Genomic DNA, 14,588 nt, shown 5'->3' with positions numbered 1-14,588 from the left:
GGGCCGGTGCCGCGCGACGTCACGTGGCATCACGTGGCATCACGTGGCATCACCTGACGCCACCCGGCGCCATTTCGCACCCCACAAGCGCATGAACACACATGGCGCCGCAATGGCTCAACTCCGGACGCCACCCGGGCTTGCACATGACACCACCATGGCGCCATAATGACGTCATGGACCTCACGCCGTATGTCGACACCCTGCGCCGCGAACTCGCGGTGGCCGCCGAAGCCGGCGGAGAAGAAGCCCGCGAGCTGGCCGAGCGGCTCACCGCTCCCCTGGAGTCGGCGACCCGCCTGACCATGCTCAATGTGCTCTCCGCCGCGATGGACGAGATCACCCGCGAACTCGCCCCCGGCTCGGTCGACGTACGGCTGCGCGGACTGGACCCCGACTTCGTGGTGACACCGCCCCCCGGCGGCGGCCCCGCGGAAGCGCCCACCGCCCCCGCCGAACCGCTCAAGGCCCCGGCACCCGCCGAAGGCGACGAGGGCGGCACCGCCCGCGTCAATCTGCGCCTGCCGGCCCACCTCAAGGCGCGCGCCGAGGAGGCCGCGAGCCGCGAGGGCCTGTCGGTCAACGCGTGGCTGGTGCGCGCCGTGTCCGCCGCGGTCACCGGCGGCACGCAGCCGCGCGGCACGGCGGGCAAGAGCCACACCGTCGGACAGAGCTTCACGGGCTGGGTGCACTAGCCGCGACCGGCCCCGCGCCCGCGCCACCTCACCCACACCACGTCCCACCAGCAGGGACGCCACCAGGACCCAAGAGGACGGTACAGCCATGCCTTCTTTCGACTCCCCCGAACCGATCGCCGTCACCGCCCACGTGGAGGCCGGCTCCATCCACTTCACCGCGAGCGACCGCCTCGACACCGTCGTGGAGGTGCGGCCCCGCAACCCGAAGCAGGACCGGGACGTACGGGCCGCCGAGCAGGCCGAAGTCACCTACGCAAGCGGCAACCTGACCGTCAGGACCCCCAAGCAGCGCAATTCGCTTCGCCGCCCCGGCACCGTCGATGTGACGGTCGAACTGCCCGCGGGCTCGCGCATCGACATGACCGGCGCCTGGGCCCAGGTGCTCGGCGAGGGCCGGCTCGGCGAGGTCCGTGTGAAGACCTCGTCCGGTGACACCCGCCTCGACACCACCGGACCGCTGCATCTGACCGCGGCGCACGGCTCGATCACCGTGGACCAGGTCGAGGGCACGGCCGAGATCACCACCAGCACCGGCAGCCTGCGCGTCGGCACCGTCAACGGCTCCGCCGTCCTGAAGAACTCGCACGGTACGACGACCGTCGGCGCCGTGACCGGCGAGCTGCGGGTGCGCGGCGGCCACGGGGACATCGACATCGCACGCGCCGAGAGCTCGGTCGCCGCGACCACCGCCCACGGCACCGTGCGCGCGGCCGATGTGGCCCGCGGAACCGTCCAGTTGGAGACCTCCTACGGCGCCATCGAGGTCGGCATCCGCGAGGGCAGCGCCGCCTGGCTCGACGTCAGCTCGGGCTCCGGACAGGTACGCAACGCACTCACCGCCTCCGAGGCCCCCGAGGAGGCCGGAGACAGCGTCGAGGTCCGCGCCCGCACCCGCCACGGCGACATCGACATCCTCCGCGCCAAGCCCTGATCACGGACCCTGCCGACTCCCCCTCACCCGCACTCTCACCCACCAACTACGCGGCCCGAAATCCACAGCCGGACGCCGCCCAGCTCCCCCTCCGCTCACACACCGCGCACGCAAACGTCCCCGGACGAGGAGCCCGAGGCCGGATAGGTCCCCTTCGCCAGCACTCCCGAAACGGGGCTCGGCGGACGCTCCACAATCCGGAGATGAGGTCCGACTCCTCGGCGACGGCGGATCATGGCCGCAGACCGGCAACGCCGTCGACGACATGCTCGCCGACCGCGACGCCCTCGCCGACGTCATGTCACCAGCGCCGGACCCGCGAGATTGGGGCGCCTCGCCGACGACGAGACGTTCGCGGTCGGGGCCCCGCCGCCCTCGCCGTGAGCAGGAGGGGGGCGACACCGACGAACGGTACGCGCGCGCGTCGGACGAGCTGAAAGCCTGGTGGCCGGGCATGACCGGCTTGCTCAGGCCGAGTTCATCGAGGAGGCGTCCGGACATCGACGTTGCGCATCGCGTGGATGCGCGGCTGCCGGAAGGCGCCCTGTGTCCGCTCGGCCGGAGTCGACCGACTAGGACATGTCCTCATGTCGGCGACGGTCGTGGAGCCGCAAGGTCGGCCTTCCAGTCAAGGGGGCATCTCAGCCGGGTTCAGGATCCGGGCGTTGCGACCTCCTCGGCCCTGCCGGATCCCGACGCCATCGTTCCGGCTTCACGGCCACGTCAGGGGACTCACGGTCGCATGCGACAACCCTCATGCCTTCGGCTCGAACAAGGCGGAAGGTTGTCCGAAATTGGGTCGTACCAGTGATTGATCCTTTGTACCGTCAGATCAACTACTGAACGGGGGGTTCTCCATGATTCGTCGTACCTCACTGGCAGCCGCCGCGTGTGCGGCCGTCGGTTTCTCGCTTCTCACTGTTCCGGCTCACGCGGCTGGAGCCGAGGCGACGCCCACCCACGCGTCGCAGAAAGTGGCGTCAGGGTCGGACCATGTCAAGTGCACCACCTTGAGCAAGGGCCAACTCTGCATCGTCATGGACAGCCGGCCCCAGTCCATCGATGTCATCTACACCAAAAAGGGTGGCTCGAATATCAAGGCGCAGCTCGGGTATCGCATGAACGGTTCATCGTCGTACGCCGGGCTGGAGACCATCAGCGACGGCGACCGGGCCACTAACACGTGGAAGATGAGCTGGCCCTGCAAGAGCGCCGTTGGCCTGATCAAGGTCCAGGGGCAAGGGACCTTCGAGACCCCGCCGGCGACGTTCCCGGGCTGCTGACGAGGCAGCACAGGACAACGAGGGGGAAGTGAGCTGAGGAGCACGGCGAAGGATCGTCCTCGTACTGGGCGTACTCGGGCGGCTCCGACGACTCAGCGAGACGCCGCAGCTGTCGTCGCTGCCCCGAGAAGATCGGCCGGACAGGGCTAGCGCACGCTGCCGACAACGCCACCCCCAAGGGGCCCGCCAGAAGCGGGCCCCTTTCGCATGCCCCGGGAGCCTTGACGATGGCTCCAGTTGGCGGGCCGATGCCGCGTAGGGACGCTGCGGGCCGCTGCCGTCCACCGTTGTCGATGTCAGCGGTGGATGTCACGAGTTGCTGCTACCGACCATTGCCGAACAGGGGCTGAAGCGAAGCAGCAAGTCCTGAAGTCACCGCCATCGGCGCCACCGAGCGCCGACAGCGCCGGATCCGGCTCGCGCCCTGGCGTTCCCCGCCGGCGGCCCCGCCGGGCTCCTCGTCTCCACCGGCCCCGGTCTCGGCGCCGTCCTCGAAGGCCACGCCGTCGACGGGCGTCCGGCCAGACCGCCCGCCGGTCGAGGAAGTACGGCCAGTGCCACAGGGGCGGCAGCGGTTCGCCCGCCTCCGCGACGGGGCCGGGCAGGTCGAGCACCGCCGACGGGGCCGCCACCGGCGCGGCGGGCAGCGGATCACGGGCCGTGAGGGGCGAGGGGGCCCAACCCTCGACGTACGCTCCGATGGGCGGCGGGGTGCCGCCGGTCACCGTCATCCCTCCTCGAGGAACGTCCGCACCAGCTTCCCCGCCTCGTCCCGGCACTCCTCGAAGTAGGCGTGCCGGGCGCCGGGGAAGAGGTGGGTGCGGGCACCGGGGATACGGGAGGCGAGCAGCGGGAGGTTGTCCGGCGGGGTCAGCCGGTCCTGGTCGCCGTGGAGGACCAGGGTGGGTGCCGCGACACGCGGCAGTTCGTCCCAGGCGTCGTGTTCGTTGCTGGCGACGAGATGGCCGCGGCGCGCGTGGGCCGGCATCCGCGGGTCGCCGAGGGTGCGGTAGGGGCCGGGGTGCGCGGCCCGCCAGGCGGGCGAGTACATCAGGTCGGCCAGCACCCGGCGTACCGCCTCCGCGTCCGGCTGCGCGAGGGACCGCCGTACCGACGCGTCGCGTTCCACGGCGTGCGGACCGCCCGGGGATGTGCAGCCCAGGACCAGCCGGCGGACCCGCTCCGGGTGGCGGATCGCGATCCACTGCGCGACCCGGCCGCCCATCGAGGTGCCGTACACGTCGGCGCGCGCGATCCCGAGCGCGTCCAGGACCGCGACGACGTCGTCGGCGAACTGCCGGGTGGAGTACGGGCCCTCGGGCTTGTCGCTGTCGCCGGTGCCGCGCAGGTCCAGGGTGACGGTGGAGCGCACGGCGTGGAAGTCCTCGCGCACACCGTCCCACCAGTGGTGGTCGTTCGCCTGCCCGGCGAGCAGCACCAGCGGGGGCCCCTCCCCGTGGCGCTGGTACGCCAGGGCGGTGCCGTCCTGCGCGCGGGCGAACGCCGGGGCCGGCCGGTCGTGCTCGGTCATGGACGTCCTCGGAACGGGCGCACGGGGCGCGCGGGCGGTGCGTGGTGTCATGAAGTCCCCCTGACGGTAGTCCGAGGAGGAGCACGGCATGAGCGTTCTCGACATCCTGTCCGACGAGGAACGGCTGGTCGTCGGCACCGTCCACGAGTTCGTCGACAAGGAGGTGCGGCCCGTCGCCCGGGAGTTCGAGCACTCCGACACGTACCCCGAGGCCCTGATCGAGGGCATGAAACGGCTCGGCGTCTTCGGCCTCGCCGTCCCCGAGCCATACGGCGGCACCCCCGTCTCCACTCCCTGCTACGTCCTCGTCACCGAGGAACTCGCCCGCGGCTGGATGAGCCTGGCCGGCGCCATGGGCGGCCACACCGTCGTCGCCAAACTGCTGCTGCACTACGGCACCGAGGAGCAGAAGCGCCGCTACCTCCCCCGGATGGCCACCGGCGAACTGCGGGCCACCATGGCCCTCACCGAACCCGGAGGCGGCTCCGACCTCCAGGCCATGCGCACCGTCGCCCGCCGCGACGCCGACGGATACGTCGTCGACGGCGCCAAGATGTGGATCACCAACGCGCGCCACTCGGACCTGATCGCCCTGCTGTGCAAGACCGACCCCGACGCCCGCCCCGCCCACCACGGCATGTCGATCCTGCTCGTCGAGCACGGCCCCGGCCTCACCGTCTCCCGCGACCTGCCCACGCTCGGCTACAAGGGCGTCGAGAGCTGCGAGCTCTCCTTCGACGGCCACCGCGCACCGGCCGGAGCCCTGCTCGGCGGCGCGGAGGGCCGGGGCTTCGGTCAGATGATGAAGGGTTTGGAGGCCGGACGGCTGCAGGTCGCCGCCCGCGCGCTCGGCGTCGGCCGGGCCGCCCTCGAGGACGCCCTCGCCTACGCCCAGGCCCGCGAGTCCTTCGGCAAGCCGATCTGGCAGCACCAGTCCATCGGCAACTACCTCGCCGACATGGCCACTTCGCTGACCGCCGCCCGACAGCTCACGCTGTACGCTGCCCGCGAAGCCGACGCGGGCCGCCGGATCGACATGGAGGCCGGCATGGCGAAGCTGTTCGCCTCCGAGACCGCGATGCGGATCGCCCTCGACGCCGTACGGATCCACGGCGGCTACGGCTACTCCACGGAGTTCGACGTCGAGCGCTACTTCCGCGACGCACCGCTGATGATCGTCGGCGAGGGGACCAACGAGATCCAGCGGAACGTGATCGCCGCGCAGCTCGTCAGGCGCGGGGGCCTCGACGCCTGAGGGCACCCGAGCACACCCGGCCACCACCACGGTGGCCACCCATCCAGCAGCCGGAGGGACAGCCAGTGGACACCAGCGAACAGCGCCGACACAACGAACGGGACGGCCACGCCGGAAAAGCCGAGGCGGCGGCCGGGGAAGGCCCCGGAGGAGGGTTACCGGCCTGGCTGGTGGCCCGCGGCCTGATACCCGAGACGGGCCCCAAACGCGTCCTCGCCGCCGCCACCTTCATCAACATGATCGGCAAGGGCCTCTTCATGGCCGGGGCCGCGCTCTTCTTCACCCGCTCCGTCGGCATCCCGGTCGCCCAGGTCGGACTCGCCCTGGGCGCCGCCGCCCTGATCGGCCTCGTCGCCGGCATCCCCGTGGGGCACCTGGCCGACCGGCGCGGCCCGCGCGAGGTCTACCGGATCGCGGTCGTCGTGCAGGCCCTCGCCGTGGCAGCGCTGGTGTTCGTGCACACCTTCCCGTGGCTGATCGCCGCCATGTGCGTGGCCGAGCTCGCCAACTCGGCCGGCACGGCCGCCCGCGGACCGCTGACCCGCGCCGTGGGCGCCCCGAACCCCACCCGCTACCGCTCCTACCTGCGGGCCCTCAACAACATCGCCGCCGGCTGCGGCGCCCTCGCGGCCGGCGTCGTCGTCCAGCTGGACACCCGGACCGCGTACGTGAGCCTCATCCTGGGCAACGCCGTCGCGTTCCTGGTCTGCGCGGCCATCGCCTCCCGCATCCCGCCCGTACCACCGGTCAACGTCCCCGAAGAGAGCGGGCGTTGGCTCGCCCTGAAGGACAAGCCGTACGTGGTGCTCACCGCCCTCGACGGCATCATGTCCATCCAGACCCAGGTGCTGATCTTCGCCCTGCCGCTGTGGATCATCGGGCACACCGAGGCGCCGCGGTGGTTCGTCGGCGCGAGCGTGGCGGTCAACACCGCCCTCGTGGTCTGCCTGCAGGTGCGGGCCAGCCGCGGCATCGACTCCAACCGGGCGGCCGGCCGGGTGGTGCGCCGCGCGGGGGTGGCGTTCCTCATCGCCACCGCCCTCATCGCGGCGGCGGGCGGCGCGCCCGGATGGGTCGCGGTGGTCGTCGTCGCGCTCGGCGTGGTCGTGCACACCGTCGGCGAACTCTGGCACACCGCTGCCTCGTTCGAGCTGTCCTTCGGCCTCGCGCCGGCGCACGCGCAGGGCCAGTACTCGGGTCTGTACGGCATCGGCCAGGGGCTGTCCAACGCGATCGGCCCGCCGCTGCTCGGTCTGGTCTGCATCGGCTGGGGCGAGCCGGGCTGGCTGGTCATGGGAGCCCTCTTCCTGGTCGTCGGCCAGCTCATGCCGCACGTCGTGAACTGGTCCGACCGCACCCGCGCGCACACCCCGGGCTGACCCGGCAGCACACTCCCGCGTGCTCGCGCAAGCCCGCGACGCCCAGGGACCGCTGGGACTTAGGTCCTATTCTGGCCGCGCCGGTCCCGTGCGAGGCTGAGGCAGCGCGAGCAACGCGGCGGGGGCCGTTCCCAGGGTTCGAGTTCGGGTTCGGGTTCGTCCTTCGGGCCGAAGACCCGTCGTCGCCGACCGGCCGCCCCGGCCGGGCATATCCATGCATCCCGTGATCGGTGAGGGGGACATCCCCATGTCGGGCACCATCCTGTTCTTGAACCGCTGGCCCCGGCCCGATGACGAGCGGCGCTGGGAGAACAGCCTCGCCGCTCCCGAGGACCTCTTCCTGCCGGAGACCGACCGCGTCACGTACGTCTGCGACGCGGGCGGTCGCAGCGCAGTGCCCTTTGACGCCGAACGCGTCCACCTCCTCGAGGACTTCGACGACCTGGACGGCGTCCTGCGGCTCCTGGACGCCGTCGTCCGCGACGAAGGCCCCTTCGACCATGTCATCGGCTTCTCCGAACTGCTCCTCGACCTCGCGGCGACCCTGCGCGAGCGCTACGGCATCCCGGGCGCGGGACCCGAGGAGACCGCCCGGTTCCGCGACAAGACCGTCATGAAGGAGACCCTCGCCCGGGCCGGCGTCCGCGTGCCGCGCTGGGCGCCCTGCCACACCGAGGACCAGGTCCTCGCGGTCGCCGACACGTTCGGCTACCCCGTGATCGTCAAGCCGGTACGCGGGGCCTCCAGCCAGGGCGTGCGCGAGATCGCCTCGGCCGAGGAGCTGCGGGCCCTGTGCGCCGAGCGGAGCCTGCACGACCTCGAGATCGAGGAGTTCGTGCAGGGCGGGATCCTGCACGTCGACGGCGTCCTGGACGCGTCCGGCAAGCCGCTGTTCCTGTGCACCTCGCGCTACGTCTCCACCTGCCTGGACTTCGAACTGCTGGGCGAACCGCTCGGCTCCGTCTTCCAGACGGACCCCGCGGTACGCGCCCGGTGCGAGGACTTCGCCCTGCGCTGCCTGACCGCGCTCGGCCTGCGCGGCTCGGCCTTCCACCTCGAACTCTTCGACACCGGCGAGGAGCTGGTGTTCCTCGAGGTCGGCGCCCGGGTGCCGGGCGCGGACGTTCCCTACGTCATCCACGACGTCCACGGCGTGAACCTGTTCCGGCTGTGGGTCGACGTGCTGCTCGGCCGCCCGGTCGACCCGCCGGTCTCCGACCCGGAGCAGAGCGGCGGCTGGCTGACGATCCCGGGCCCCAGGCCACTTCCCCGGAAGGTCACCGCCGCCACCCCCCTTCTCGGCGAAGTGCCCTATTTGTACCGGGAGTTGGTGCCGGAGGCGGGTGAGGTCCTGGTCTCCCGGCCGGGCTCGTACGCCACGCTCCAGGGCGGCCGCTTCCTCTTCCGGGGCGGCACGCAGGCGCAGATCGAGGAAGCCGTGCGCCAGGTGCGCGCCCGCTACCGACTGACGGCGGAGCCCGTCCCGTAGAGCGCACCGGACACCGTGCCGCAGACCGTCCGAACCATCTGGTACATCCGAAATCGAACCATCGAGTCCGTGGAGGAAGACGTGGGTCAGTTGAACCATGCGGAACTGGTCGACAAGAACTTCGTGGTGTTCGCCGAGGGGTGCTTCGGCCTCTTCACGAGCAAGATCGCCGCATCACTGATCCGCTACCGCGGGGACCGCTGCGTCGCCGTCGTCGACAGCCGCAAGGCCGGTCGGACCGTCCAGGACGTCCTCGGCTACGGCGGCTCGATCCCGATCGTCGGCCGGGTCGAGGACGCCCTGCACCTGCGCCCCGAGGTCATGGTCATCGGCAAGGGCCTGCACTCCGCCCAACTGCCCTCCGGCTGGAAGCCGCACCTCCTCGCGGCCGTCCAGAACGGCCTCCACCTGATCAACTCCATCCACTACCGCCTCACCAGCGACCCGGACATCGCCCGCGCCGTCCGCGAGAAGGGCATCACCGTCTGGGAGACCAAGGACGCCCCGACGGTGCCGCTCAACAAGGCCCGCGTCCTCGACCTGGACACCTGGATCATCCACACCTGCGGCAGCGACTCCAACATCGGCAAGAAGACCGCCGCGCTGCAGATCTGGAACGAGGCCAACGGCCGCGGCATCTCCACCGGGTTCGCCGCCACCGGCCAGAGCGGCATGATGATCTCCGGCCACGGCGTCGCCGTCGACGGTGTGCCCGGCGACTTCATGGGCGGCGCCGTCGAGCAGGTCGTCATGGAGGCCGCCGCCGGCAACGAATGGGTCGTCGTCGAAGGCCAGGGCTCCCTCAACCACATCGGGGCCAGCGGTGTCGCCCTCGCCATCCTGCACGGCGCCCTGCCGCACGCCCTGGTCTTCTGCCACCGCCTCGGCGCCGAGCGCACCAAGGTCTGGGAGACACCCATCATCCCCATCCCCGAGCTCATCCGCATGAACGAGGAGCTCACCGTCTTCGAACGGCCCGCCAAGGTCGCCGCCGTCAGCGTCAACAGCGCCGGCTTCACCGAGGAGGACTACCGCCGCGAGGCCGAGAAGCTCCAGGCCGAGACCGGACTGCCGGTCCTCGACCCGGTCCGCGAGGGCGGCGCCGCCCAGCTCGTCGACATCCTGCGCGCCCACCAGCGCGAGACCGCGGGCCGGCAGCCGGTCCGGCGGCGCTGAGTGCGGCCCCGGAAAACCGAGGAGGTGCACAGGTGAAGAGAGCGGTCCTGCTCCTCATGCACCAGGGAAAGTCGTTCACCGAGGAGGCCGCCGCGGCCACCGCCGGGCTGGGCCTGACCCTGGTCGCGCTCAGCTCCCGCCCGCAGACCCCAGAGGCCCTGGACGCGAGCCGCCGCCACCTGGCGGACTGCGTGGTCACCGAGGAACCCGAACTGCGTTTCGGCGACGTCGAGAAGGCCGTGCGCGAACTCGCCGACCGCGGCTACCGGGTCGAGGCCGCCCTCGCCACCTTCGAGGGCTACCGGCTCCTGATGGCCGAGCTCAACGAGCGGCTCGGCGCGCGCGACTCCGCCGAGCCCGCGTTGCGCCTCTGCCTCGACAAGTACGAGCTGCGCCGCTTCCTCTTCGCCGAAGGGCTCAGCGAGGTCCGGGTCCGTCGGCTCGCACCGGAAGTGACGCCCGAACTCGACCCCTCGGCACGCTGGTTCGTCAAGCCGGTGCGCGGCGCCTCGTCCTTCGCGGCCTTCGTCCTCGAGGACGTGCGCGACCTGGCGGACCTGCCGGCGATCCAGGAGCAGATGCGGGCCGACCGGCGCATGAAGGCGATCTTCATGGACCGGTACGACTTCCTCGTCGAGGAGTACGTCGAGGGCCCCGAGTTCAGCTTCGAGACCCTCGTCCTCGACGGGCGGGTCCACCACCTGTGCGTCCACGAGAAGGCCCGCGTGGAACGCCTGGAGCGGACCACCCTGGAGGGGATGTCGGTCAGCCCGCCCGCCACCATCGGACGCGAACTCGTCCTGGAGGGAGCGGACTTCGTCACCCGCTGCTTCGCCGCGCTGGAGGAGCACGGGCTGACCGGCGGCGCCTTCCACGTCGAGGTCAAGTACTGGGAGTCGAAGAAGCGCTGGGAGATCATCGAGATCAACCCCCGGATGGGCGGCAGTCTCATCGACGCCAGCGTCCAGGCCGTCACCGGGCACTCCCTGCTCGACCTGTGGACCGAGTCCCTGCTGCTGCCCGACGGCGAACGCGACGCGTTCCACGACCGGCTCACCCACGCCTCCCAGCTGGAGGCCCTGCGCACCGGCGCGCCGACCCGGGCGACCGTGTTCCTCAGCAAGTACGGCGAGAAGGGGCGGACCGTCGACGCGATCGGCTTCGACCCGCCCACCCGCCCGCCCCGGATCCTCCGCGTGCACGTGGCGGAGGGCACCCGGCTCGACGCCTCCGACCGGGCGATCTGCCTGATGGACGCCCTGTGGGACGTGGCGGCCGACGACCTCGACGCCGAGACCGCCTTCCTCGACCGACACGCGACGGAGCATTTCCATGTCCGCTACCGCTGACCCCGACGACCCGATCCTCGACCTGCACGTGGGCGGCAAGCTGGAGGTCCGGGCCACCGTCCCGCTGCGCGACCGCGAGGACCTCGCGCGGGTCTACACCCCCGGCTTCACCCGGGTCGCCGAGCGGATCGCCCGCGACCCGGCCGCCGCCGACCGCTGGTCCATCCGCGGCAACACCATCGCCATCGTCACCGACGGCTCCGCCGTCTCCGGCCTGGGCGACCTCGGCCCGCTGGCGGCCCTGCCGGTCATGGAGGGCAAGGCGCTGCTCTTCAAGGAGTTCGCCGGCATCGACGCCTTCCCCCTGTGCCTGGGCACCCAGGACGTCGACGCGATCGTCGACACCGTCGCCCACCTCGAACCGACCTTCGGCGGCATCATGCTGGAGGACATCGCCGCCCCGCGGTGCTTCGAGATCGAGGACCGGCTGCGCGAGCGGCTCTCCATCCCCGTGCTCCACGACGACCAGCACGCCACCGCCGTCGCCGCGACCGCGGCGTTGATCAACGCGGCCAAGGCGGTCGGCAAAGAGCTCGGCGAGCTCAAGGTGGTCGTCGCCGGCGCCGGAGCCGCCGGCACCTCGACGGCCCGACTGTTCATGAACATCGGGGTACGGCGGATCGTCCCCTGTGACCGGCAGGGCGCCCTGCACCGGGGCCGCACCGACCTGACGGACGCCAAACGGTGGTTCGCCGACCACACCAACCCGGACCAGGAGACGGGCCCGCTGCGCTCCGTCCTGGCCGGCGCGGACGTCTTCGTCGGCTTCGCCGGCCGCGGCGTCCTCGATCCCGAGGACCTGCGGACCATGGCCGACCGGCCGGTCGTCTTCGCCCTGTCCAACCCGCACCCCGAGTTCCTGCCCCACGAGGTGCAGGACGTCGTCGCGATCCTCGCGACCGGGCGCAGCGACCTCCCGAACCAGATCGACTGCGGACTGTGCTACCCCGGCATCTTCCGGGGCGCCTTCGACGCGGGCGTACCGAGCATCACCGAGGAGATGAAGGTGGCCGCGGCCCGCGCGATCGCCGGCCTCGTCGACGACGAGGCCCTCGGACGCGGCCAGATCGTGCCCGACATCTTCGACGGCGTCGCCCCGCACGTGGCGAAGGCGGTGGCCGAGGCCGCCGTCGTGCCCGGCAGCACCACCCTCCCGTGAACGTCCCTCCCGAGCACCATCCTCCCGTGAATCCTCCCGTGAAGGAGAACGTGATGAACCGCGTGCAGAACACCGGGATCACCCACCCGAAGCCGTTCTACAACGAGGAGCAGAGCCGGCTGAAGAAGGCCGAGCTCGACCGCTACATGGACAAGAAGATGGCGGAGTGGAAGGCCACCGTCCCCTTCGCGTCCCACATGACCGACCCCGAGCTCCACCAGGCGTACTACCGCCGCACCCTCATCGAGCACGTGTGGCGGATCCGCCTCTCCCGGGTCAGCCAGTCCAAGGCCATCTACAAGATCGCCCAGATCTCGCCCAAGGCGGCCCACGACTACGCGCACTACCAGGCCGACGAGATGCTCCACGACAAGCTGTACGTCAGCGACGCCGCGGCCGCCGGCATCACCGAGGAGGAGATCCTCGGCACCGAGCCGTACCTCTCCACCCGCCTGTTCGAGGGCTTCTTCTACTACGCCCTGGAGCACGAGTCGGCCCTCGCCCCGGTCGTGTCCAACTACCTGGTCGAGTACACCCAGGCCAAGCTCCAGCCGGCCATCGTCAAGAACCTCCAGGAGCGGCTCGGCAAGGAGAACGTCAAGGGCCAGGCCGCCCACCTCCACGTCGACACCACCGACGACCACTCCCAGGAGATGTGGAACATCCTCCACCAGCTGATCTTCAGCGAGGAGGACTTCCAGAAGGTGTTCAAGTACATCGACGACGTCCAGGAGATCCTCGCCATGTTCTTCCGCGAGATCTACGAGGACACCGTCGCCAAGCACGCGGCGACCGCCGCGTGATCCGCACCTCCCGGGCCACGCCGACGACAGGACCAGCACGCGGAGACCTCATGCGCCTACGGGTTGAACCGATCGACAGCTTCACGGGGACGTTCCGCGTCCCCGCCTCGAAGCCGGAGACACAGCGGGCGATCCTGGCGAGCACCCTGGCCGAGGGGCGCTCGCGGATCACCAACGACCTCCGCTGCGAGGAGACCGAGACCATGAAGCGCGCCTGCCGCGCGCTGGGCGCCGAGATCATCGAGCACGAGGGACACCTCGACATCACCGGCACCGGAGGGCAGTTCAAGGACGACGGCCGGACGGTGATCCGCTCCGACGGCTCCGGGCTCGTCTTCCGTACGATGACGGCGCTTGCCTCCGTCCTGCCGTCACCGGTCGTCGTGACCGGCGACGAGACCCTGTGCAAGCGGGTCATGTCCCCGCTCCTGGACGCCCTGCGCGACCTCGGCGCGGACATCGAGTCCGTCTGCCGCGAGGGCAACGCACCCGTCGTCAACTGGGGCGGGCGCCTCCCCGGCGGCGTCTGCCGGCTGCCCGGCGACGTCAGCTCGCAGTTCATCACCGCCATCCTGTTCGCCGCCCCGTTCGCCGAACGCCCGGTGGAGGTCGAGATGGCCGGCCGGGTCCACTCGAAGTCGTACATCGAGCAGACCCTGCACACCCTGCGACAGGCGGGCATCGAGGTCACCGTCTCCGACGACCACCGGCGCTACCGCGTGGAGCCCTCGCTCTACCGGTCCCGGGACGTCGCCGTCCACGAGGACTACACCTCCGCCTCGTACCTGCTCGCCGCCGCCGCGCTCTACCCGGGCCGTACCGTCTTCACCGGCGTCCACGGCACCAGCACCCAGGGCGAGTCGGCGATCGTGCCGATCCTGGAGCGGCTCGGCGTGCGCACCACGCTCGACCGCGGGGCCGACTCCCTGACCGTCGACACCCCGCCGGACAGCCTGCGCGGCGACTTCCACATCGACGCCACCGACTGCCCCAACATCGTGCCCACCCTCGCCGCCCTCGGCGCCTACGTCGACGGCACCCTCCGGGTCACCGGAGCGCGGGTGACGCACTTCCACAAGGCCTCCCGCATCGAGGCCATGGTCGGCGAACTGTCCAAGGCGGGCGTAGACATCCGGCCGCGGTACGAGCGCGGGGTCTGCGACGGCTTCGAGGTGCGCGGCAGGTCCACGTACCCGGGCGGCGTGGACTTCTCCCACTGGGGCGACCACCGCATCTTCATGTCGCTGTTCGTGGCCGGTCTGCGCATGGAGTCCGCCAACCTCTACTCCGGCTCCGAGGAGGTACGGCTCTCCTTCCCCGCGTTCTTCGAGGAGTTCGCCAAGGCGGGCATCGTCACCTCCGCCGTCGACGGGCCGGACGCCGCCCCCGCCCCGCCCGGCCCGCACCGGGCCCCGGCCGCGGTGCCGGTCGGCGGCGCCTGAGCCGTCGTGGGGGGGGGGGGGGGGGGGGGGGGGGGGGGGGGGGGGGGGGGGGAACAGGGCGACAAAACACACCACAACACACAAAAATAAAAA

General features: G+C 71.2%; 12 protein-coding genes. 11 read left to right on the top strand and 1 reads right to left on the bottom strand.

Translation table 11 applies throughout. The features are described from left to right. Positions 1–176 precede the first annotated feature (176 nt). The 3 genes from ACZ5XZ_RS13360 (at position 177) to ACZ5XZ_RS13350 (ending at position 2,912) form a co-directional block, all read left to right on the top strand. The gene (locus ACZ5XZ_RS13360; protein WP_468977280.1) at positions 177–695 is read left to right on the top strand and encodes a toxin-antitoxin system HicB family antitoxin; all 519 of its coding nucleotides are present in this window, start codon (positions 177–179) and stop codon (positions 693–695) included. An 88-nt stretch (positions 696–783) separates the two neighbouring features. After that, on the top strand, positions 784–1,629 hold the full coding sequence (locus ACZ5XZ_RS13355) for a DUF4097 family beta strand repeat-containing protein (protein ID WP_468977277.1): 846 nt from the start codon (positions 784–786) through the stop codon (positions 1,627–1,629). 857 nt (positions 1,630–2,486) lie between these two features. Continuing rightward, the gene (locus ACZ5XZ_RS13350; protein WP_468977276.1) at positions 2,487–2,912 is read left to right on the top strand and encodes a hypothetical protein; all 426 of its coding nucleotides are present in this window, start codon (positions 2,487–2,489) and stop codon (positions 2,910–2,912) included. A 727-nt stretch (positions 2,913–3,639) separates the two neighbouring features. Here the strand turns inward: ACZ5XZ_RS13350 and ACZ5XZ_RS13345 are convergent. After that, positions 3,640–4,443 carry an alpha/beta fold hydrolase gene (locus tag ACZ5XZ_RS13345; protein ID WP_399144436.1) on the bottom strand — a complete coding sequence of 268 codons (804 nt, stop codon included), beginning with the start codon at positions 4,441–4,443 and terminating at the stop codon, positions 3,640–3,642. An 88-nt stretch (positions 4,444–4,531) separates the two neighbouring features. On the opposite strand from ACZ5XZ_RS13345, the gene ACZ5XZ_RS13340 reads away from it, so the two are divergent. The 8 genes from ACZ5XZ_RS13340 (at position 4,532) to aroA (ending at position 14,495) form a co-directional block, all read left to right on the top strand. Beyond that, positions 4,532–5,698: an acyl-CoA dehydrogenase family protein gene (locus ACZ5XZ_RS13340; protein ID WP_468977273.1), complete on the top strand. Its 1,167-nt coding sequence runs from the start codon at positions 4,532–4,534 to the stop codon at positions 5,696–5,698. Positions 5,699–5,763: 65 nt separating this feature from the next. After that, positions 5,764–7,077, top strand: a complete 1,314-nt coding sequence (locus ACZ5XZ_RS13335) for an MFS transporter (RefSeq protein WP_468977271.1) — start codon at positions 5,764–5,766, stop codon at positions 7,075–7,077. A gap of 247 nt (positions 7,078–7,324) precedes the next feature. Then, entirely contained in the window at positions 7,325–8,566 is a 1,242-nt protein-coding gene (locus ACZ5XZ_RS13330) for an ATP-grasp domain-containing protein (protein ID WP_468977268.1), read from the top strand. Between the two features lie 69 nt (positions 8,567–8,635). After that, positions 8,636–9,742: a DUF1611 domain-containing protein gene (locus ACZ5XZ_RS13325; protein ID WP_468977265.1), complete on the top strand. Its 1,107-nt coding sequence runs from the start codon at positions 8,636–8,638 to the stop codon at positions 9,740–9,742. A gap of 32 nt (positions 9,743–9,774) precedes the next feature. Further along, positions 9,775–11,091: an ATP-grasp domain-containing protein gene (locus ACZ5XZ_RS13320; RefSeq protein ID WP_468977263.1), complete on the top strand. Its 1,317-nt coding sequence runs from the start codon at positions 9,775–9,777 to the stop codon at positions 11,089–11,091. After that, positions 11,075–12,250, top strand: a complete 1,176-nt coding sequence (locus tag ACZ5XZ_RS13315; RefSeq protein WP_468977261.1) for an NAD(P)-dependent malic enzyme — start codon at positions 11,075–11,077, stop codon at positions 12,248–12,250. Before ACZ5XZ_RS13320 ends, ACZ5XZ_RS13315 begins: the two co-directional genes overlap by 17 nt. A gap of 53 nt (positions 12,251–12,303) precedes the next feature. Continuing rightward, the gene (locus ACZ5XZ_RS13310; protein ID WP_468977259.1) at positions 12,304–13,053 is read left to right on the top strand and encodes an iron-containing redox enzyme family protein; all 750 of its coding nucleotides are present in this window, start codon (positions 12,304–12,306) and stop codon (positions 13,051–13,053) included. Between the two features lie 50 nt (positions 13,054–13,103). Then, entirely contained in the window at positions 13,104–14,495 is a 1,392-nt protein-coding gene (aroA, locus tag ACZ5XZ_RS13305) for a 3-phosphoshikimate 1-carboxyvinyltransferase (protein ID WP_468977256.1), read from the top strand. Positions 14,496–14,588 lie beyond the last annotated feature (93 nt).

It is taken from the genome of Streptomyces sp. NPDC033270 (genome assembly GCF_055576575.1).
Note: the sequence above shows the minus strand (reverse complement) of the source record. Positions and strands in the feature narration are given on the sequence as shown.

What these genes read in the sequence shown, in the direction of transcription:
- ACZ5XZ_RS13360 (WP_468977280.1), top strand. Translation starts at nt 177, where the DNA reads ATGGACCTCACGCCGTATGTCGACACCCTGCGCCGCGAACTCGCGGTG.
- ACZ5XZ_RS13355 (WP_468977277.1), top strand. Translation starts at nt 784, where the DNA reads ATGCCTTCTTTCGACTCCCCCGAACCGATCGCCGTCACCGCCCACGTG.
- ACZ5XZ_RS13350 (WP_468977276.1), top strand. Translation starts at nt 2,487, where the DNA reads ATGATTCGTCGTACCTCACTGGCAGCCGCCGCGTGTGCGGCCGTCGGT.
- ACZ5XZ_RS13345 (WP_399144436.1), bottom strand. Translation starts at nt 4,443, where the DNA reads ATGACCGAGCACGACCGGCCGGCCCCGGCGTTCGCCCGCGCGCAGGAC.
- ACZ5XZ_RS13340 (WP_468977273.1), top strand. Translation starts at nt 4,532, where the DNA reads ATGAGCGTTCTCGACATCCTGTCCGACGAGGAACGGCTGGTCGTCGGC.
- ACZ5XZ_RS13330 (WP_468977268.1), top strand. Translation starts at nt 7,325, where the DNA reads ATGTCGGGCACCATCCTGTTCTTGAACCGCTGGCCCCGGCCCGATGAC.
- ACZ5XZ_RS13315 (WP_468977261.1), top strand. Translation starts at nt 11,075, where the DNA reads ATGTCCGCTACCGCTGACCCCGACGACCCGATCCTCGACCTGCACGTG.
- ACZ5XZ_RS13310 (WP_468977259.1), top strand. Translation starts at nt 12,304, where the DNA reads ATGAACCGCGTGCAGAACACCGGGATCACCCACCCGAAGCCGTTCTAC.
- aroA (WP_468977256.1), top strand. Translation starts at nt 13,104, where the DNA reads ATGCGCCTACGGGTTGAACCGATCGACAGCTTCACGGGGACGTTCCGC.